This window comes from Dactylosporangium sp. NBC_01737 (assembly GCF_035963215.1).
Taxonomy (GTDB): Bacteria; Actinomycetota; Actinomycetes; order Mycobacteriales; family Micromonosporaceae; genus Dactylosporangium.
This window is the reverse complement of record NZ_CP109153.1, coordinates 4,671,473-4,690,956: the sequence shown is the minus strand read 5'-3', so window position 1 is coordinate 4,690,956 and position 19,484 is coordinate 4,671,473. Positions and strand designations below refer to the sequence as shown.

Genomic DNA, 19,484 nt, shown 5'->3' with positions numbered 1-19,484 from the left:
GGCAGTCACCGGGCACCCTTTCGTCGCGCGGGAGTTGCGCCGCCCCGGTCAATTCCCGTGATCGAAGTCGCCCCACGGCCACCCCGACGACCACCCGGCGACGTCGATCAACCGCGCACGATCGCCTGGCCGGTCAGGACTTGGCGACGAGGCGGAGGGCGTGGGCGGCGTCCAGAGCGGCGAGGGTCGCCGAGTAGCCCTTGTCCTCCGGGGAGCCGGGCAGGCCGGCGCGGGCCCGGGCCTGGTCCAGGTTGTCGACCGTGAGCACGCCGTGGGCGACCGGGGTCGACTCGTCCAGGGCGACCCTGGTCAGGCCGTCGGTCACCGACTGGCAGACGTACTCGAAGTGGGCCGTGTCCCCGCGGACCACGACACCGAGGGCGACCACGGCGTCGAAGCGGTGCGCGAGGGCCTGCGCGAGCACCGGCAGCTCGACGGCACCGTCGACGCGGGCGACGGTGATGTGATCGACGTTCGACGCCTCGCCGGCTTCGATGGCCCGGTTGAGCATGTGGTCGACGAGTTCGGCGTGCCACCGGGTGGCGACGATGCCGAGGGTCAATCCGGTGCCGTCCACCCGCTGCAGGACGGGCGCCCCACTACCAGCCATCACGCAAGTCCTTCCGCGACCTCGTCGAGCTCGTCCAGCAGATGCCCCATGCGGTCCCGCTTCGTGCGCAGGTAGCGCACGTTCTCCGGGTGCGGCCGGGTCGGCAGGGGCGTGCGACCCAGCACGGACAGACCGTACCCTTCCAGACCCGCCCGTTTCGCCGGGTTGTTCGTCAACAGCCGCATCGTCTTGATGCCGAGATCGACGAGGATCTGCGCGCCGGTGCCGTAGTCGCGGGCGTCGGCGGGCAGGCCCAGGTCGAGGTTGGCGTCGACGGTGTCCCGGCCGAGGTCCTGCAGCTGGTACGCCTGCAGCTTGTGCATCAGCCCGATGCCGCGGCCCTCGTGCCCGCGCATGTAGAGCACGACCCCGCGGCCCTCGGCGGCGACCATCTTCATGGACGCGTGCAGCTGCGGGCCGCAGTCGCAGCGCACCGAGGCGAACACGTCGCCGGTGAGGCACTCCGAGTGGACACGGACCAGGATGTCCTCACCGTCGCCGAGGTCGCCGTAGACGAGGGCGATGTGCTCACCGTCGTCGAACTCGGTCGTGTACCCCACGGCCCGGAACACCCCGTGCTCGGTCGGCAGGCGGGTCTCGGCGACCCGCTCGACCTGCTTCTCGGTGTGCCGCCGGTACGCGATGAGGTCCGCGATGCTGATCAGCGCCAGGTCGTGCTGCTCGGCGAACGCCCGCAGGTCCGGCAGGCGCATCATGGTGCCGTCGTCGTTGACCATCTCGCACAGCACACCCGCGGGACGCAGCCCCGCCATGGTGGCGAGGTCGACGGCCGCCTCGGTGTGCCCGGCGCGGCGCAGCACCCCGCCGTCCTTGGCCCGTAGCGGCACGATGTGCCCGGGGCGCGACAGGTCGGTCGGCTTGGTCTCCGCCGACGACAGCAGCCGGATCGTGCGGGCCCGGTCGGCGGCGGAGATGCCGGTGGTGCCGCCGAACCGGGCGTCGACGGTCACGGTGTACGCGGTGCCGCGGCGGTCCTGGTTCGTGCGGTACATCGGCGGCAGGTCGAGCCGGTCGGCCTCGGCCTCGGTGATCGGCACGCAGATGTAGCCCGACGTGTAGCGGACCATGAACGCGACCAGCTCGGGCGTGGCGTGCTCCGCGGCGAAGATCAGGTCACCTTCGTTCTCGCGGTCCTCGTCGTCCACGACGATGACCGCCTTGCCCGCGGCCATGTCCTTGACGGCCCGCTCGATCGGGTCGAGGTTCGTGATCGGCTCGCTCATCACTTGCCGCCCTTGGCGAGGAGCTTCTCGACGTACTTGGCCATGATGTCGACCTCCAGGTTGACCTGCTCGCCGACGCCCTTGGCGCCGAGCGTCGTGAGCTTGAGCGTGGTCGGGATGAGCCCGACCGAGAACGTGTCGTCGGTGACGGCCATGACGGTCAGCGAGATCCCGTCGACGGTGATGGAGCCCTTCTCCACGACGTACCGCGCGAGCTGCGGGGGCAGCGAGAACATGACGGTCTCCCACTGGTCGCCGGCCTCGCGGGACAGCACGGCGCCGACGCCGTCGACGTGGCCCTGCACGACGTGGCCGCCGAGGCGGGTGGCCATCGTCGCGGCGCGTTCCAGGTTGACCGCGGAGCCGGCGGTGAGCGAGCCGAGGGTGGAGCGGTCCAGGGACTCGCCCATCACGTCGGCGGTGAAGACGCCGCCGTCGTTGTCCACGACGGTCAGGCAGACGCCGTTGACGCTGATGGAGTCGCCGTGCGCGGCGTCGGAGGTGACGGTCGCGCCGCGGATCGACAGCCGCGCCGAGTCGCCGAGCGGGTCAATCGCGACGACCGTGCCGAGCTCTTCGATGATGCCGGTGAACACTGGGTCACGCACCTTTCACTGTTGCCGTCAGGCGCACATCCGGCCCGATCGTGGCAAGGTCGACAACGTCGAGCGTCAAGGCTTCGGCGATGGTGGAAATTCCCGCGCCGGCAAGGGCCGCGGGCCCCGCGCCGAGCAGTTTCGGGGCCAGGTAGGCCACGACCCGGTCGATGAGGCCCTCGGCGAGGAACGCGCCGGCGAGCGTCGGGCCACCCTCCAGCAGGGCGGTGCGCACGCCGCGGTCGTACAACTCGCGCAGCATGCCGGGCAGGTCGACCCTGCCGCCGCCGTCGGAGGTGACGACCCAGGTGGCCGCGGCGTCGTCGAGGACCCTCGCGCCGGGGGGTGTGCGGCCCGCGCCGTCGACGACGACCCGCAGCGGCCGGCGGGCGGTGGGCCCGGTGGGCGTGCGGACGGTGAGCTGCGGGTCGTCGGCCAGGACGGTGCCGATGCCGGCGATGATCGCGTCGACGCCGCCCCGGATGCGGTGCACGTCGGCCCGCGCCTGCGGTGAGGTGATCCACTTGCTGGTGCCGTCGGCGGCGGCGGAGCGCCCGTCCAGGGTCGCGGCGAACTTCCAGATCACATACGGCGTGCCCCGCCCGACGGCAGTCAGCCAGCCGATCATGGCGTCGCGGGCGGCGTCGTGGTCCGCGCCGACGTCGACCGTGACCCCGGCGGCCCGCAGCGTCTCCGCACCGCCCGCGGCCTGCGGGTTCGGGTCGCGCACGGCGACGACGACACGGGCCACGCCGGCCTCGATCAGGGCCTGCGTGCAGGGGCCGGTGCGGCCGGTGTGGTCGCAGGGCTCCAGGGTGACGTAAGCGGTGGCCCTCCGGGCCAGTTCGCCGGCTGCGGCAAGAGCGTTGACCTCGGCGTGCGGCCCACCTGCGGGTGCGGTGCGCCCCTCACCGACGACGGCGCCGCCGGGGCCGACGAGGACGCAGCCGACATTGGGGTTGGGGCTGGTCTCGCCGAGGCCGAGCAGGGACAGCTCGACGGCGCGCCGCATGTGCAGCTGGTCGGTGGCGTCTGCGTCCATGGCCCTCTCCGCGCGGTCTGATCACACGCGGAGGGCTGATGGGGACGGCTGCGGGCGGCGCCGGGGATGCGCAAACGCGCAGGCCGACACCGGGGCGCCCGTCAAAACGGACACCGGATCCCGCGCGCTGAGCTCCCATCCGGACTATGACCGTCGGCTCTGGACTCACACCAGATCCACCGGTCGACGGCTTCGACCGGGTCGCGGGCTCGCGGCCATGCTGGCCGCTTACCGCCGGTTCGGAATTTCACCGAGCCCCGCCAGCGCGTGGTGGGTACGTAACCCGAGTCTTGCACATTTCCGCGGCGAGCGACCCGGTCCTTACACAGGGACGTACGTCACAGGCCCTTTGCCTTCGTCACAGCTGCACCGCGCCGCGGCGGTTCAACGGCGACGTCGTTGCCGTTGTGCTGCTTCGTCACAGCTGCAGCGCGCCGCGGCGGTTCAACGGCGACGTCGTTGCCGTTGTGCTGCTTCGTCACAGCTGCAGCGCGCTGCGGCGGTCGACGGCGACGTAGTTGCCGTTGTGCTTCTTCGCCACGGACTTCATGTCGGTGGCGATCGCGATGACCTCGCGCGGGTCGGTGAGCTGCCCGTTGGCCGCGATCTGCCCGATCGCGACCCCGATGGACAGGGTGACCAGGTTCGCCTGCTGGACCTCGCCGTTGCGCTGCACGACCTCGACGTAGCCGCGGGCGGCGTCGACCGGGTCGTAGAGCGCGTCCGACGCGGCCTGGAACTCCAGGATCGCCTTGGACGCCATCGGTTTGAGCTGCTCCGGGCTGCACACGACGAGGAAGTCGTCACCGCCGATGTGGCCGAGGAACGCCGGCGGCAGCCCGACCTCGACGACCGCGCGGTGCAGCGCCCGGGCGAGCGCGGTGATGAACTCGTCGCCGCGGGCGAACCCGTACACGTCGTTGACGGCCTTGAACCGGTCGATGTCGACGTGCGAGACGGCGAAGTCCGCCCCGGCCCGCGCCCGGTCGATGATCTCCCGCAGGATCCGGCTGTTGCCGGGCAGCCCGGTGAGCGGCGACACCTCACGGTTCTCCTGGTTGCGCCGCAGCGTCGAACGGACCCGCGCGACGAGCTCCAGCGTGTCGAACGGCTTCACCAGGTAGTCGTCGGCGCCGGCCTGCAACCCGATGACCTTGTCCGCGGTCTGCCCGCGGGCGGTCAGCAGGATCACCGGGATCGGCGCCGTCATCGGGTCGGCCCGCAGCCGCCGGGTCAGCTCGAGCCCGTCGAGCTGCGGCATCATCCAGTCGACGACGGCCAGGGCCGGCATGTGCTCCTCGACGAGGCGCAACGCGGTCGCACCGTCGTGGGCGAGCAGGACGCGGTAACCCTCCAGGCGCAGGTTGACCTCGATGAACCGGGCGATGTCAACATCGTCATCGACGACGAGGATGGTGTCGGGCTCGCCCATTCGCTTCGCTTCCTCAGCCGCTCGCCAGGGCACGGAGTCTGCGCACCGCGGCGGCCGGGTCCTCGGCACCGAAGACCGCGGTGCCGGCCACGAACGTGTCGGCACCCGCCTCGGCGCAGGCCGCGATCGTATCTTCGGCCACCCCGCCGTCAACTTCAATGCGCAGCTCCAGATGGCCGGCGTCGATGTGCCGCCGCGCGGTGCGGACCTTCTCCAGCAGCTCCGGGATGAACGACTGCCCGCCGAACCCCGCCTTGATCGTCATGATGAGCAGCAGGTCGAAGTGCGGCAGCAGCTCCAGATACCCCTCGACCGGCGTGTCCCGGTCGATGGCCAGTCCCGCCCTGCTCCCGGCGGCCCGCAGGTCCTTGGCGACCGCGGCCGGGTCCGTCGCCGCCTCGGCGTGGAACGTGACGTTGTAGGCGCCCGCCTCCGCGTACTGCGCCGCCCACCGCGCCGGGTCCGCGATCATCAGGTGGCAGTCGAACGGCAGCGTCGTCGCCTTGCGCAGGCTCTGCACCACCGGCAGCCCGATCGTCAGATTGGGCACGAAGTGGTAGTCCATGACATCCACGTGCAGCCAGTCGGCGCTGCCCTCCACCGCCGCGGCGGAGTCGGCGAGCCGTGCGAAGTCCGCGGCGAGAATGGACGGCGCGATCACGGTGTTGCTCACATCAGCACTCTAGGCGACGGTCCGGCTCCGCCGCCGGTATGGGTTCCGCCGGGTATGGGGGACAATCGGCGGATGGCTGATGTCGTCGATGTGATCGTCACCGATCACATCCGGTTCGAGACGCTGCTCCGGGCCCTGCGTGACCGCTCCCGGCCCGACCTCGCGGAGCACCGGCGGCGCACGCTCAGCGAACTCGCCGACCTCCTCGTCGCGCACGCGTCCGCGGAGGAGTCGGAGGTGTATCCGAAGCTGCGCGAACTGACCGGCGCCGACGACCACGTCGAGCACGGCGAGGACGAACACCTCGACGGCCACCGCCGGCTGCTCACCCTGCTCGACGTGCCTGACGTGACCTCGACGGCGTTCGACAAGGCGCTGGGGAAGCTGGCAAACTCGCTGTACCACCATCTGGACGAGGAAGAGCGCACCCTGCTCAACGACGCGCTCGCCCTGGACCACACGGTCCGCCAGTCATTGGGCGACGCCTGGCTCGCCGAGCGGGACCGTCTCATCGCCTTGTCCTGCGGATCACGGGCCGCGGTTGCCGCCCTGCTGCCGGACTGACGCCCCGTAGGCAGCGCAGACTACGGCTGGTAGTCACGCCGGAGATCAACTTGCAACGGTGCGGTATGGTGCTTTTGAGCAGCCCGCCAGCGCCGGCATCGAACACCTTCTGGTCCCGCCTTGCGACTCTCGCTTCGGTTCCGTTCCCGCCGTCCCGGTCCCGCCTGCTGGCCCTGGCCCTGGCCCTGGCCCTGGCCTCGCCTTCGCCCGCCTGCTGGCCCTGGCCTCGCCTTCGGTCCCGGTCCTGCCTGCCGGTCCTTCCTGCCTGCCGGCCCTGCCTGCCTGCCTGCCCTGCCTGTGCCGGCCAGGTCGCGCTTGCCGGTCCGGGGTCGCCTGCCGGTCCGGTCCTGGTCGCGGGTGATCCAGGCGGCGTAGATGTCAGTAGATGCCATCGGCGGGAATCGCCGCAGCGCGGCTGCGACCTGTTCGTGTTGATCAGGGTGCGGCCCGACTCGGTCTTCGGCCGGACCGGCGACGATCTGCCCCTGACAGTGCCGGTCATCTTCGCGGAGGCTGCGCTCGGCGCCGACCCTCGGGTGCCGGCCCTTGACGCGGCCGTCACGCTGCGGGTGTCCCCTGGCACCTCGAGCGGGCGGACGCAGCGGCGTTCGGCGACGTCAGCAGGCTGGCCGTGGGGAAGCCCGGCTCACGGCCGCGCTGGTCGCCGCGCACGACGACGCCCTCGACCGCGCGGTGCGGCCGGCCGAGCGGGCGGGCCGCGGCCACGACGTCACCGGCGAGGAACCTGCTGCCGGTGCGGCCACGGCTGCACGGTCGGCCCCGTGCCCAGGTCCGGCAATGACGACGGCAGGAACGGCCCAGTCCGGGGTCGCCTGCCGGCCCGGTCGCGATGCCGGTCCCGGCCTCTCCCGCCAGCCTCGCCCGCCAGCCTCGCCCGCCAGCCTCGCCCGCCAGCCTCGCCCGCCAGCCTCGCCCGCCAGCCTCGCCCGCCAGCCTCGCCCGCCAGCCTCGCCCGCCGGTCCCGCCTGCCGACGCCCGCCGAGGCGGTCTCGGAGTCAGGCGATGCCGGGATCAGGCGATCGCGGGGTCAGGCGATGCTGGCGTCAGGCGGTGCCGGAGCGGCGCAGCAGGGCGAGGAACATCGCATCGGTGCCGTGCCGGTGCGGCCACAGCTGCACGGTCGGCCCCGTGCCCAGGTCCGGCAGCGACGACGGCAGGAACGGCCGTGCGTCGAGCAGGTCCATGGCCACCGGTGAGCGGCGGGCCGCCTCCGTGACCGACACCTCGGTCTCGGCCTGGTGCGGGGAGCACGTGACGTAGGCGACGACCCCGCCGGGCCGGACCGCCCGGAACGCCGCCTGCAGCAGCTCCCGTTGCAGGCGGGTCAGCGGCGGCAGGTCCGACGGCTGGCGGCGCCAGCGGGCCTCCGGGCGGCGGCGCAGCGCGCCGAGGCCGGTGCAGGGCGCGTCGACGAGGACCCGGTCGAAGCCGCCCTCGGGCAGGTCGGCGTCCTTGCCGACGTCGCGGCCGTCGGCGTGGATGGTGTAGACGGGCAGTCCGCCGGTGGCCTTGGCGACCAGTTCCGCGCGGTGGTGGGCGACCTCGACGGCGGTGACGTGCGCGTCGCGGGTGCGGGCGAGCGCGCCGAGGAGGCCGGCCTTGCCGCCGGGGCCGGCGCACAGGTCGAGCCAGCGCTCGTCGCGGCCGTCGAGGGGGCCGTGGCCAGGGCGGCGGCGACGAGCTGGCTGCCTTCGTCCTGGACGTGGGCGCGGCCGTCGCCGATCGCGGGGATGCCGCCGGGGTCGCCGCCGCCGGTGAGCACGACCGTGTACGGCGAGTACCGCCCGACGCTCGCACCGCGCAGCGTCGCGGCGAACGCTGCCGGGTCGAGCAGCCCGGGCCGGGCGCACAGGTGGACCGGCGGGGCGAGGTTGTCCGCGTCGAGGGCGAGTTCGGCCTCGTCGAGGGAGCCGAGCGCGTCGGCGAACGCCCGCACGATCCACTGCGGGTGCGCGTGGTTGAGCGCGGCCCGCTCGAACGGGTCGGCGGGTGCGAGCCGCTCCAGCCACGCGGCGCGGTCGGACTCGGCGACGCGGCGCAGGACGGCGTTGGCGAACCCAGCGGCGCCGGGGACCAGCGACCGGACCAGGTCGACGGTGGTCGCGACCGCCGCGTGCGCGCCGACGCGCATGTTGAGCAGCTGATACGCCCCGATGCGCAGGGCGTCGCGGACCGGCGGGTCGATGCGGTCCATGGCCCGGTCCGCGGCGACGGCGACGATCGCGTCGAGGGTGCCGGTCTGGCGCAGCGTGCCGTAGGTCAGTTCCGTCGCGAACGCGGCGTCGCGGCCGGTGACCCCGGTGTCGCGCAGCAGTTTGGGCAGCACGAGGTTGGCGTACGCGTCGTCACGGTGCACCGCCGCGACGGCCTCGTAGGCCGCCTCCCGGGCCGGGTCGATCGCCGGCCGCCCACCTCGGGGCGGCCTGACCAGCCGGTCGTCGCGAGCGCCCGCGGGGCGCGGCCCTGGCCCACGCCGGGGTGACCTCAAGAGGTAGCTCCCGGCGTGACGGAAGACCCGACAGATGGCGTACCGGAGGGCGCGGCAGAAGACCCGGCAGAGGGCGTGGCAGACGGCACGTCAGCGGAGTCGCCCAGGACCGTGCCGGTCTCGATACGGGCGCCGCGCGCCCAGGCGTCCGCCGGCATGGCCTTCTTCCCTGGCGCGGTGACGGTGCCGAGGACGACGGGAACGGTGCCCGTGCCCACGAGGACCCTGTTGCGTTCGACCGCGACGACCCCCGGGCCGAGCGCGGTGCCGCCCCCGATCACCGACGCGGCCGTCACCGGCGTGACCGGGCCGAGCTTCAACCGGTCGCCGTGCAGCGTCGTCCACGCCCCGGGCGCGGGCGTGCAGGCCCTGACGCGCCGGTCGACCGCGAACGCCGGATCGCCCCAGCGCACGTGGGCGTCGTCGGCGGTGAGCTTCGGGGCGATCGAGATGCCTTCGTGCGGCTGCGGCACGGCGCCGACCGCGTGGGCCTCGATGCCGTCGAGGACCTGCACGAGCAGGCCGGCGCCGGAGACGGCGAGCCGGTCGAGCAGGTCGCCGGACGTGTCGCGGGGGGCGATGGTCTCGGTGAGCGTCCCGAACACGGGCCCGGTGTCCAGGCCTTCCTCGAGCAGGAACACGCTGGCTCCGGTCATGTCGTCGCCGTGCAGGACGGCGTGCTGGACCGGCGCCGCGCCCCGCCACGCGGGCAGGAGCGAGAAGTGCAGGTTGATCCACCCGTAGCGGGGGATGTCGAGCGCGGTCCGCGGTACCAGGGCGCCGTAGGCGACGACCGGGCAGCAGTCGGGCTCCAGCTCGGCCAGCCGCGAAAGGAACTCGGGGTCGCGGGGGCGGGCGGGGGTCAGCACCTCGATCCCCCGTGCGGCGGCCCAGGCGCTGACCGGGGACGGCACGAGCTGGCGGCCACGCCCCGACGGCGCGTCGGGGCGCGACACGACGGCGACGAGGTCGTGGGAGGAGGCGGCGATCGCGTTGAGGGCGGGCAGCGCCACCGCGGGTGTGCCCGCGAAGACGATCCTCACCGGCCGAACAGACCGTGCGGGCTGGCCTTCACGACCGGCGGGGCGTCTGGGTTGTACCACTCGGCGGCACGGATCTCCTTCATCGCCTGCTTGCGCCGGTCGGCGTCGAGCCGGTCGACGAACAGGACCCCGTCGAGGTGGTCGGTCTCGTGCTGGGCGCAGCGCGCCATGAGGCCGTCACCGACGATCTGGATCGGGTCGCCGTGCTGGTTGAAGCCCTTGGCGACGACGTGCTGGCGGCGTTTGGTGTCCACGTAGACACCGGGAATGGACAGGCAGCCCTCGGGGCCGTCCTGCTCCTCCTCGTCGGGGAACTCGAGCACCGGGTTGACCAGGTGCCCGACGACGTCGTCGACGTCGAACGTGAACACGCGCAGCCCGACGCCGATCTGCGGCGCGGCGAGGCCGGTGCCGTTCTGCTGGCGCATGGTGTCGAGCAGGTCATTGACCAGTTTGCGCAGCTCGCGGTCGAAGTCCACGACACTGTCGGCGGGCGTGCGCAGCACCGGGTCGCCGAAGAGGCGGACGGACTGGACGGTCAAACGAGGCACCCCATATCTGGTTCGAGTCAATCAAGTCTAGTGTGGCGCGATGAGCAGCCTGCACCTGCGTGGCACCGTGCTGCCCGACGGTGACGTCCGCGACATCTGGGTCCTCGGTGACAGGCTCACGTTCCGCCGCCCCGCGGGTGAGGTGACCACGGTGCACAACGGCGGGTTCGTCCTGCCGGGCCTGGTCGACGCGCACGCGCACCTCGGCCATGACGCGGCGACGATGGCCTTCGACCCGGCGATGTTCGAGGCCGCGGCTCTCGAGTACGCCGGTGCCGGCACCACCCTGCTGCGCGTGCCGGGGCACCGGGAGCCGATCCCGGCGGACCTGCGGGCCAGGCCGGACCTGCCGCGCCTGGTCACGGCCGGGCCGTGGCTGGCGTGGGCGGGGCTGTCGGACCTCGACGACCTGCAGACGGTGCCCGGGGACCTGGCCGCGGCCGGCGTGGCGCAGGCCCTCGCCAACGACGGCTGGTGCAAGACCTACGGCGACTGGGAGTTCGACTCCGCGAAGGTACCGGAGGCGGTGCTGCGCGGGCTCTGCGACGCGGTGCACGCCGCCGGCGGGCGGGTCGCCGCGCACTGCCAGACCGAGGAGGGCACCCGCAACGCCGTCCTCGCCGGTGTCGACTCGATCGAGCACGCCTGGTTCCTCACCCCGGAGCTCCTCGACGTGCTCGCCGCGCGGGGCGGCGCCGTCACCCCGACGTGGACCGGGTTCGTGCCGCACGTCGACGTGGTGCGCACGAAACCGGAGGGGCCGCGCAAGGACTGGTTCCTCGGCGGCGTCGCGAGCCTGCGCACCGCGACCGTCGAGGCGCACGAGGCCGGGGTCACGGTGCTCGCGGGCACCGACGCGCTCGGGTACGGCGACGTCGTCGCGGAGGTCGAGCACCTCGTGACCGCCGGTCTCGCCCCCGCCGCGGCGCTGGCCGCCGCCTGCTGGGACGCCCGCCGCTACCTGGGGTTCCGGGGCATCGAGGAGGGCGCCCCGGCGGATCTCGTCGCGGTCGCCGAGGACCCGCGCGTGTCCCCGGCGGTGCTGCGACACCCGTCACTGGTGCTCCTCAGGGGACGCTCAGCGAAACGGCGCTAGCCTCGGCGGGGTGGCCACCAAGAAGGATGCCGTCTCGCTGCGCTCCCTGTTGCCCTACCTGCGTGACCACCGCCCGACGCTCGTCGTCGTCGCCGTGCTGTCGCTGCTCGGGTCCGTCACGACCCTCGCCCAGCCGCTGCTGACCCGTGACGTCCTCGACGGGCTGCAGGCCTCCGAGGCGGTCGGGCGGACCGTCGCGCTGCTGGTCGTGGTCCTCGCCGCGGTCGCGCTGCTCAACGCGCTGCGCGACTACCTGCTGCAGCGCACCGCGGAGGGCCTGGTCCTCACCGCCCGGCGGCGGCTGACCCGGCACCTGCTGCGGCTGCCGATCACCGAGTACGACCAGCGCCGCACCGGCGACCTGCTGTCGCGGGTCGGCGCGGACACGACGCTGCTGCGGGCCGTGGTCACGTCCGGGCTGTTCGAGACCGTCACCGGCGCCGTCATGGTCGTCGGCGCCGCGGGCGCGATGCTGCTGCTCGACCCGATCCTGTTCCTCACCGCCGGTGGTGGCCTGGCGCTGGGCCTGTCGATCGCGGTGGTGTTCTCCCGCCGGGTGCGGCCCGCGTCGCAGGAGGCGCAGGCCCGCATCGGCGACATGACCAGCGCCGTGGAGCGGGCCCTGACCGCGGCCCGCACGATCCGGGCGAGCAACGCCGAGGAGCGTGAGGCCGTCACCGTCGAGGCCGGCGCCGAGGAGGCGTACCGGGCGGGCGTGCGGATCGCGAAGCTGCAGGCGCTCGTCGGCCCGGCCAGCGTCGCCGCGATCCAGGGCGCGTTCCTGCTGCTGCTCGGCGTCGGCGGTGCCCGCGTCGCCAACGGGACCATCTCCGTCGGCGACCTCGTCGCGTTCGTGCTGTACCTGTTCTTCCTGGTGATGCCGCTCGGTCAGGCCCTGCACGCGTACACGCAGCTGCAGACGGGGCTCGGCGCGCTGCAACGCATGCACGACATCCTGGACGTACCCCTGGAGGAGGACGCCGGCACGGCCACGGTGACGGATTCGCCCGTCGCCGTCTCCTTCGACGGGGTGACGTTCGGCTACGCGGGCTCCCTCGACACGGTCGTCCGGGACGTGTCGTTCTCCGTCGCGTACGGCACCCGCACCGCCCTCGTCGGCCCCTCCGGGGCGGGCAAGTCGACGCTGCTGCAGCTGGTGGAGCGGTTCTACGACGCCACCGGCGGGACGGTCCGGGTCGCCGGCGTCGACGTGCAGCACCTGCCGCGGCAGGTGCTGCGCGCCCAGCTCGGCTACGTCGAGCAGGAGGCGCCGGTCCTGGCCGGCACGCTGCGGGACAACCTGCGCCTGGCCGCGCCCGCGGCGTCGGACGCGCAGATGTTCGAGGTCCTCGACGCGGTCAACCTCGCCGAGATCGTGCAGCGCACCCCGCTCGGCCTCGACGCGCAGGTCGGCGAGGGCGGCGTGCTGCTGTCCGGCGGTGAGCGGCAGCGCCTCGCGATCGCCCGGACGCTGCTGGCGGCGCCGCCGATCCTGCTGCTGGACGAGCCGACGTCCAACCTCGACGCGCGCAATGAGGTGGCGTTGCGGCAGGCGATCGACACGGTGGCGCACAATCGGACGATGATCGTTGTCGCGCACCGCCTGTCGACCGTCGTCGACGCGGACCAGATCGTGGTCATGGAGGGCGGCCGGGTCGTCGCCGTCGGCCGGCACGCGGACCTCCTGGAGTCCAGCGACCTGTACCGCGAGCTCGCCACCAACCAACTGCTGGTGGCGTGAGGGAAGCGGGCGCGGCCTGGGTGGTGGCCGGGCCGCCGGGCGCGGGCAAGTCGACGGTCGCGGACCTGCTGATCGGCCTGCTCGACCCTCCCCCGGCGCTGCTGGACAAGGACACCCTCTACGGCGGGTTCGTCGCCGCGACCCTCGCCGCCGCCGGCCGCCCGCCGGGTGAGCGCGAGGGCGTCTGGTACGACGCGAACATCAAGCTGCACGAGTACGCGGGCCTCGCCGCGACGGCCCGCGAGATCCGCGCCCGCGGCTGCCCGGTCGTGCTGTCCGCGCCGTTCACCGGCCAGATCTCCGACCCCGGGCGGTGGACGGGGTTCGTGTCCGCGCTCGGCGGCGACCCGGTCCGCCTGGTGTGGGTGCGCTCCGACCCGGCGACGCTGCGCGCCCGGCTCCTCGCACGGGGTTCGCACCGCGACGGCCAGAAGCTGGAACGCTGGGACGACTTCCTCGCCGCGATCCCGCCGGACCGCCCGCCGACCGTGCCGCACCTGGAGGTCGACAACCGCGACGGCGCCCCGCCCCTCGCCGCGACCCTGCGTGCCCTGCTCGCCCGGCACTGATCCCGTTCCCCGCGCCGTGCCGACCTGATCGCGCCTGCGCACCACCGGACCTCGAAGGTCGGCTCCGGGCAACGACCTTCACCCCGCCCACGTGATCGAAGGACGCACCACCGGACCTCGAACGTCGGCTCCGGGCAACGACCTTCACCCCGCCCACGTGATCGAAGGACGCACCACCGGACCTCGAACGTCGGCTCCGGGCAACGACCTTCACCCCGCCCACGTGATCGAAGGACGCACCACCGGACCTCGAACGTCGGCTCCGGGCAACGACCTTCACCCCGCCCACGTGATCGAAGGACGCCCGTGGTCGCCGGGACGACCACCGCCGTCCTTCGATCACGGCCGCACGATCACCCGCCGCGCACCGGACCGCGACCAACCGGCAAGAACGCTTCAGCGCACGTCGCCACCCCCGCCACGCCACCGTGATCAACGCCTCGCGCTGGTCGCCCCCACAACCACCACGCGACTTCGATCACCGGCGGCCCGGCCGACGGAGTGACCGGCGGCCCCTGCCGACGGATTGACCAGCGGCCCCGGCCTGCCGGGGTGACCGGCGACGGTGGCGGGGTGGGTCAGAGCAGGTCCAGGGGGTCGACCTGGATGCGGACGGTGTCGCCGGCCTTGCGGGCCGAGCGGAGCCCCGCGGCGGTGCGCAACGCGAGGGCCAGGGCCCGCCCGTCGCCCCGGCCGGTCCGCACGAGCATCCGTTCCTGCCCCTCGTCGGCGGGGACCGGGCCGAGGACCTCGGCGCCGGCCGGGAGTTTCGCGACGGCGAGGAGGTCGGCGACGGCGGCTGGGGTACCGGTCAGCGACGCCATCCGCACCACCGGCGGGAAGCCCAGCTCGCGCCGGTCGGCGAGTTCCCGGGCCGCGAGCCAGCCGGGGTCGAACCGGACGAGCGCCTGCACGACGGCGAGGGACGCGTCGGCGACGACGACGACCTGGCCGGTGTGGCGGGCCAGGGACGCCGCGGTCAGCCACCGGCGCAGCGCCTCCTCCGTGCCGCGCAGGTCCGCGCGGGTCAGCAGGGCCCAGCTGTCCAGCAGGAGCACGGCGCCGTACCCGCCGTCGGCGACGGGTTCCGCGCCGGGCGTCGACACGACGATCGACGCCTCGCCGGGGACCGTCGCCAGGACGCCGTCGCGCCCGGAGGTCCGCACCGGGGTGTCCGGGAACGCCCGGGCCAGTTCCTCCGCGGTGCGTCTCGCGCCGACGACGGACGCGCGCAGGCGTCTGCTGCCACATTCGGGGCAGGTGTACGCGGCTGCCACGCGCCCGCACCACCGGCACGACGGGGGCGCGGTCGCCGACGGCAGCGCCAGGGGCCCGGAGCAGTTCGGGCAGCGCGACGCGGTGTAGCACTCGGCGCAGGCGACCGACGGGATGTACCCGCGCCGCGGCACCTGGATGAGCACCGGCGCGTCCCGCAGCAGCGCGTCGCGGGCGGCCCGCCACGCGGCGCTGGGCAGCCGCGCGGACACGGCACCCGGGTCGCGGGCCATCTGGTCGTCCTCGCCGACGGTCACCACCGACGGCATGTGCCGCCGCAGGACACCCCGGTCGGCGGCGACGTCGATCGCCCAGCGGGCCTCGATGAGCTGCTGCGCCTCCGCCGTGCGCGCGAACCCGCCCACGATGATCCCGCAGCCGGCCTGCTCGGCGCGGGTGAGCAGGACCTGCCGGGCGTGCGGGTACGGCGACCGCGGCTCGGCGTGCAGGTCGTCGCCGTCGTCCCAGATCGCGACGAGGCCGAGGTCGGCGACGGGCGCGAAGCACGCCGCCCGGGTGCCGATGACGACCCTGGCCTGCCCGCGGGACGCGGCGAGGAACCGGCGGTACCGTTCCGCGGGCCCGAGCGCGGCGGACAGCGCCACGTGCGTCCCGGGCCCGCCGAGCGCGACGCTCATCGCCGCGTCGAGGCGGTCCAGGTCGCGGGCGTCGGCGACGACGACCAGGGTGCCGCGGCCGCCGGCGAGGGTGGTCGCGGCGGCCTCGGCGAGCCTGGCGGGCCAGTCCTCACCGGGCAGCGCGGTCCACGGCGTGCGGGCGGCGCCCGTCACCGAGGGCACGCAGCAGCGCTGCACCGGCCGTGTACCGCCGCCACCCGGCCCCGTCCACGGCAGGCCGCCCGACCGCCCCGGTGCCGCCGCCCGCAACCGCCGCGGCACCTGCCGCTTCCACAGTGCCAGCCCTGGCCGTCACCGCACCGCCGACCCCGGCCGTCACCGCAGCGTTCGCCCCGGCCGTCACCGCCCCGGCGCCGCTGCCCCCGACCGCCGCGGCACCGGCCGCTTCCACAGCGCCAGCATCCGCGGTCACCGCAGCGCCAGCCCCGGCCGTCACCGCACCGGCGCCGCTGCCCCCGACCGCCGCGTCCACAGCGCCAGCCCCGGCCGTCACCGCCCGGCGCCGCTGCCGCGACCGCCGCGTCCGCAGCGCCAGCATCGGCCGTCACGGCACCGTCGGCCCCGGCGTCGGCTCCGCCTGTGGGTCCGGCAGCTCCGCCGTCGCCGGAATCGCCATCGCGTCCGGCATCACCTGCGGGCCCGGCATCACCCGCGGCCTCCACCTCGGCATCGCCTACCGCCCCGGCATCACCCTCACCCCCGGCGTCGGCCGAGGCGTCAGCGGCGGTGGCCGGGGCTGGGGCTGGGGCGGTGGACTCGGCGCCGGCGTGGCGGGGCGGGATCGCGAGGCGCAGGACGTCGGACATGGTGCCCGCGTACCGGTCGGCGATCTCCCTCGCCAGCACGGCGATCTGCGGCCGCAGCACCGGCTCGGGCGACACGACCTTGTCCAGGAACGCGAGCTTCCCGTCGTGGCCGGACTCGGCGACGCGTTCGAGGAGGTACCCGTCGACGAGCTTGCCGGCGAAGCGCACCTTCACCCGCGTGCCCGGCTGGGCGGCACCGTCCAGCGTGGCCGGCACCAGGTAGTCGAAGGGGCGGTCCAGGTGCGGCAAGGGCACGTCGACGCAGACCCGCGCGACCGGCAGCGCCGCGGCGGCCTGCCGGGGCGGTGCCGACTTCGCGGTGCGGGCCTTTCCCGCGGCATTGGCGCGGCCGGCGACCCGCTGCGCCGCGGCCCTTCCCTCGGGCTTTGCGGCAATTGGCCCGGTGGCGTTCTTCGTCACCGGTTCCAGTGATGGGAAGAGACCGTCCTGTGATAGAGCGGACGCGTCGTCACCGACCTGCCCAGAAATAGACGTTGACCGATCAACCTCGGCATCAGATTGATCGGCCAACGTCGAAGTATTGATCAGGCGCCGGCAGCGGACTTCAGCTCGGCGGTGCGGCTCGCCTGCTCCCACGTGAAGCCGGGCAGCTCGCGGCCGAAGTGACCGTAGGCCGCGGTCTGCTGGTAGACCGGCTTGAGCAGGTCGAGGTCGCGGATGATCGCGGCCGGGCGCAGGTCGAAGACCTCGTTGATGGCCTTCTCGATCCGCTCGACCGGCACGACCTCGGTGCCGAAGGTCTCCACGAACAGCGAGACGGGGTGCGCCTTGCCGATCGCGTAGGCGACCTGGACCTCGCAGCGCTCGGCCAGCCCGGCGGCCACGACGTTCTTGGCGACCCAGCGGGTGGCATACGCCGCGGAGCGGTCGACCTTCGACGGGTCCTTGCCGGAGAACGCGCCACCGCCGTGGCGGGCGTAGCCGCCGTAGGTGTCGACGATGATCTTGCGGCCGGTGAGGCCGGCGTCGCCCATCGGGCCGCCGATCTCGAAGCGGCCGGTGGGGTTGACCAGCAACCGGTAGCCGTCGGTCTCCAGGCCCAGGCCCTCGAGCTCGGGGGCGATGACGTGCTCGCGCACGTCGGGGGTCAGCAGCGACTCGAGCGAGATGTCGGGCGCGTGCTGGCTGGACACCACGACGGTGTGCAGCCGGGCCGGGCGCAGGCCGTCATACTCGATGGTGACCTGCGTCTTGCCGTCGGGCCGCAGGTAGGGGATCGTGCCGTCCTTGCGCACCGCGGAGAGCCGGCGGGCGAGCCGGTGGGCGAGCGCGATCGGCAGCGGCATCAGCTCCGGCGTCTCGCTGCAGGCGAAGCCGAACATCATGCCCTGGTCGCCGGCGCCCTGCAGGTCCAGATTGTCGCCGCCGGAGCCCTCGCGGACCTCCAGGGCGGAGTCGACGCCCTGGGCGATGTCGGGCGACTGGGCACCGATCGACACGCTCACGCCGCAGGAGGCGCCGTCGAAGCCCTTCTTGGACGAGTCGTAGCCGATGCCGAGGATCGTCTCGCGGACGATCTTGGCGATGTCGGCGTACGCGGTCGTGGTCACCTCGCCGGCGACGTGGACCTGGCCGGTCGTGATCAGCGTTTCGACGGCGACCCGACTGCGGGCGTCCTGCGTGAGGAGCGCGTCGAGGATGCCGTCGCTGATCTGATCGGCGATCTTGTCCGGGTGACCTTCGGTGACCGACTCTGACGTGAACAGGCGGCGGGCCAATGGTGCTCCTCAGGGATACGGCGTCGGTTACTGGGTTTCGCAGCAGTGTACGACCTGGCGCTCGTGGAGCGGCAAAGGCCTGGTGGAGTCCGGACCGCCACGACGCGACAGAACCGGCATGATCAGGGCAAACGGGCGAGCACCGTGTCCAAAATCCTATCGGCAAGGTCGTCTTTGGACAGTTCGGGCAATGCGTCGCGGGTCCCGTCGGCGCCGAGGATGACCGCCTGGTTGTGCTCCGCGCCGAAGGTCTTGCCGATGCCGACCTCGTTCACCACGATGAGGTCCGCCCGCTTGCGCAGCAGCTTTTCGTGACCGTTGGCGACGGCCTGCTCGATCGCGGCGGTCTCCGCGGCGAACGCGACGAGCACCTGCCCCTCACGCTTGGCCGCACCCAGCTCCGCGGCGATGTCCGGGTTGGTGACCAGGTCCAGGGTCGGCGCCGAGCCGTCCACCTTCTTGATCTTGCCGGTGGCGAAGACGGCGGGCCGGAAGTCGGCGGGCGCGGCCGCCATGACCACGACGTCCGCGGTGGCGGCGGCGGCCAGGGTCGCGACCCGCAGCTCCTCGGTGGTCTCGACCCGGACCAGGTCGGCGCCGGCGGGGTCGCCCAGCGCGACGTTGGCCGCGATGAGCGTCACCCTGGCGCCGCGGGCGACGGCGGCCCGCGCGATCGCATACCCCTGCTTGCCGGACGAGCGGTTGCCGATGAACCGGACCGGGTCGATCGGCTCCCTTGTCCCGCCGGCGGTAACGACGACGTGCCGTCCGGCCAGGTCAGGCGCCAGATGACCGCGGCGCAGCAGCCGCTGCGCGGTGGCGAAGATCGCGGCCGGCGCGGGCAGCCGCCCCTTGCCGGTGTCGGCGCCGGTGAGCCGCCCGACGTCGGGCTCCAGGACCACCACGCCCCGGGAGCGCAGCAGCGCCACGTTGGCCCTGGTGGCGGGGTGCTCCCACATCTCGGTGTGCATCGCGGGCGCGAAGAGCACCGGGCACCGGGCAGTGAGCAGCGTGTTGGTGAGCAGGTCGTCGGCGAGCCCGTGCGCGGCCTTCGCCAGCAGGTCGGCGGTGGCGGGGGCGACGACGACGAGGTCGGCCTCGCGGCCGAGCCGCACGTGCGGCACCTCGTGGGCGCCGGTCCACACGTCGGTGCTGACCGGCTGCCCCGACAGGGCGGCCCAGGTGGCCTCGCCGACGAACGTGAGCGCCGCGGCGGTCGGCACGACCCGCACCCGGTGCCCCGACTCGGTCAGCAGCCGCAGCAGCTCACAGGCCTTGTAGGCGGCGATCCCACCGGCGACGCCGAGAACGACCCGCGGCCGGTCACCGGCGCCGTCGTCCCCGGCGTGCATGTCG

15 protein-coding genes, 5 pseudogenes and 1 riboswitch are annotated in these 19,484 nt (G+C 73.7%); of the genes and pseudogenes, 5 read left to right on the top strand and 15 right to left on the bottom strand.

Features of this window, described 5'->3' with window-relative positions:
- Positions 1–133: 133 nt before the first annotated feature.
- From ribH to rpe, 7 genes are all read right to left on the bottom strand, one after another.
- Positions 134–610, bottom strand: a complete 477-nt coding sequence (gene ribH / locus OHA72_RS21360; RefSeq protein ID WP_327009548.1) for a 6,7-dimethyl-8-ribityllumazine synthase — start codon at positions 608–610, stop codon at positions 134–136.
- Positions 610–1,854 (bottom strand): bifunctional 3,4-dihydroxy-2-butanone-4-phosphate synthase/GTP cyclohydrolase II, encoded by a 1,245-nt coding sequence (locus OHA72_RS21355; RefSeq protein ID WP_327009547.1) that lies wholly within the window; start codon positions 1,852–1,854, stop codon positions 610–612. The genes ribH and OHA72_RS21355 overlap by 1 nt, the downstream gene beginning before the upstream one ends.
- The gene (locus tag OHA72_RS21350; protein WP_327011630.1) at positions 1,854–2,450 is read right to left on the bottom strand and encodes a riboflavin synthase; all 597 of its coding nucleotides are present in this window, start codon (positions 2,448–2,450) and stop codon (positions 1,854–1,856) included. The genes OHA72_RS21355 and OHA72_RS21350 overlap by 1 nt, the downstream gene beginning before the upstream one ends.
- Before the next feature lie 4 nt (positions 2,451–2,454).
- Positions 2,455–3,492, bottom strand: coding sequence for a bifunctional diaminohydroxyphosphoribosylaminopyrimidine deaminase/5-amino-6-(5-phosphoribosylamino)uracil reductase RibD (gene ribD / locus OHA72_RS21345; protein WP_327009546.1), 1,038 nt, complete (start codon positions 3,490–3,492; stop codon positions 2,455–2,457).
- A 122-nt stretch (positions 3,493–3,614) separates the two neighbouring features.
- Positions 3,615–3,761, bottom strand: a riboswitch (FMN riboswitch).
- Between the two features lie 69 nt (positions 3,762–3,830).
- The gene (locus OHA72_RS21340) at positions 3,831–3,974 is read right to left on the bottom strand and encodes a hypothetical protein (RefSeq protein ID WP_327009545.1); all 144 of its coding nucleotides are present in this window, start codon (positions 3,972–3,974) and stop codon (positions 3,831–3,833) included.
- Entirely contained in the window at positions 3,971–4,924 is a 954-nt protein-coding gene (locus OHA72_RS21335; protein WP_327009544.1) for a GGDEF domain-containing response regulator, read from the bottom strand. The genes OHA72_RS21340 and OHA72_RS21335 overlap by 4 nt, the downstream gene beginning before the upstream one ends.
- A 13-nt stretch (positions 4,925–4,937) precedes the next feature.
- Complete coding sequence (gene rpe, locus OHA72_RS21330; protein WP_327009543.1) at positions 4,938–5,597, bottom strand: ribulose-phosphate 3-epimerase; 660 nt, start codon at positions 5,595–5,597, stop codon at positions 4,938–4,940.
- Positions 5,598–5,669: 72 nt separating this feature from the next.
- Here rpe and OHA72_RS21325 point away from each other — a divergent pair, with 72 nt between their 5' ends.
- Together OHA72_RS21325 and OHA72_RS64730 are read left to right on the top strand one after the other, a co-directional pair.
- Positions 5,670–6,161, top strand: coding sequence for a hemerythrin domain-containing protein (locus OHA72_RS21325; protein ID WP_327009542.1), 492 nt, complete (start codon positions 5,670–5,672; stop codon positions 6,159–6,161).
- A 65-nt stretch (positions 6,162–6,226) separates the two neighbouring features.
- A pseudogene (locus OHA72_RS64730) lies at positions 6,227–6,706 on the top strand (DnaJ C-terminal domain-containing protein); the annotation flags it as partial.
- A 46-nt stretch (positions 6,707–6,752) separates the two neighbouring features.
- Here the strand turns inward: OHA72_RS64730 and OHA72_RS21315 are convergent.
- The 4 genes and pseudogenes from OHA72_RS21315 to def all read right to left on the bottom strand — a co-directional run.
- Positions 6,753–6,899: pseudogene (locus OHA72_RS21315) on the bottom strand (riboflavin kinase); the annotation flags it as partial.
- Positions 6,900–7,225: 326 nt separating this feature from the next.
- Positions 7,226–8,706, bottom strand: a pseudogene (locus OHA72_RS21310) (RsmB/NOP family class I SAM-dependent RNA methyltransferase).
- A 68-nt stretch (positions 8,707–8,774) separates the two neighbouring features.
- A pseudogene (fmt, locus tag OHA72_RS21305) lies at positions 8,775–9,713 on the bottom strand (methionyl-tRNA formyltransferase); the annotation flags it as partial.
- Complete coding sequence (gene def / locus OHA72_RS21300; protein ID WP_327009541.1) at positions 9,710–10,255, bottom strand: peptide deformylase; 546 nt, start codon at positions 10,253–10,255, stop codon at positions 9,710–9,712. The gene def and the pseudogene fmt, both read right to left, overlap by 4 nt.
- A 49-nt stretch (positions 10,256–10,304) precedes the next feature.
- On the opposite strand from def, the gene OHA72_RS21295 reads away from it, so the two are divergent.
- The 3 genes from OHA72_RS21295 to OHA72_RS21285 are packed head-to-tail and all read left to right on the top strand — an operon-like array spanning position 10,305 to position 13,670.
- Positions 10,305–11,360 (top strand): amidohydrolase family protein, encoded by a 1,056-nt coding sequence (locus OHA72_RS21295; protein WP_327009540.1) that lies wholly within the window; start codon positions 10,305–10,307, stop codon positions 11,358–11,360.
- A gap of 10 nt (positions 11,361–11,370) precedes the next feature.
- Positions 11,371–13,101: an ABC transporter ATP-binding protein gene (locus OHA72_RS21290; protein WP_327009539.1), complete on the top strand. Its 1,731-nt coding sequence runs from the start codon at positions 11,371–11,373 to the stop codon at positions 13,099–13,101.
- Positions 13,098–13,670 (top strand): P-loop nucleotide/nucleoside kinase family protein, encoded by a 573-nt coding sequence (locus OHA72_RS21285; protein ID WP_327009538.1) that lies wholly within the window; start codon positions 13,098–13,100, stop codon positions 13,668–13,670. Before OHA72_RS21290 ends, OHA72_RS21285 begins: the two co-directional genes overlap by 4 nt.
- Before the next feature lie 578 nt (positions 13,671–14,248).
- Here the strand turns inward: OHA72_RS21285 and OHA72_RS21280 are convergent.
- From OHA72_RS21280 to coaBC, 4 genes and pseudogenes are all read right to left on the bottom strand, one after another.
- A pseudogene (locus tag OHA72_RS21280) lies at positions 14,249–15,791 on the bottom strand (hypothetical protein); the annotation flags it as partial.
- Entirely contained in the window at positions 15,733–16,605 is an 873-nt protein-coding gene (locus tag OHA72_RS64725; RefSeq protein WP_442788734.1) for a primosomal protein N' family DNA-binding protein, read from the bottom strand. The pseudogene OHA72_RS21280 and the gene OHA72_RS64725, both read right to left, overlap by 59 nt.
- Positions 16,606–16,934: 329 nt before the next feature.
- Entirely contained in the window at positions 16,935–18,128 is a 1,194-nt protein-coding gene (metK, locus tag OHA72_RS21270; protein WP_327009537.1) for a methionine adenosyltransferase, read from the bottom strand.
- 122 nt (positions 18,129–18,250) lie between these two features.
- A complete protein-coding gene (gene coaBC, locus OHA72_RS21265; protein ID WP_327009536.1) occupies positions 18,251–19,480 on the bottom strand; it encodes a bifunctional phosphopantothenoylcysteine decarboxylase/phosphopantothenate--cysteine ligase CoaBC in 1,230 nt (409 codons plus the stop codon).
- Positions 19,481–19,484: the final 4 nt, after the last annotated feature.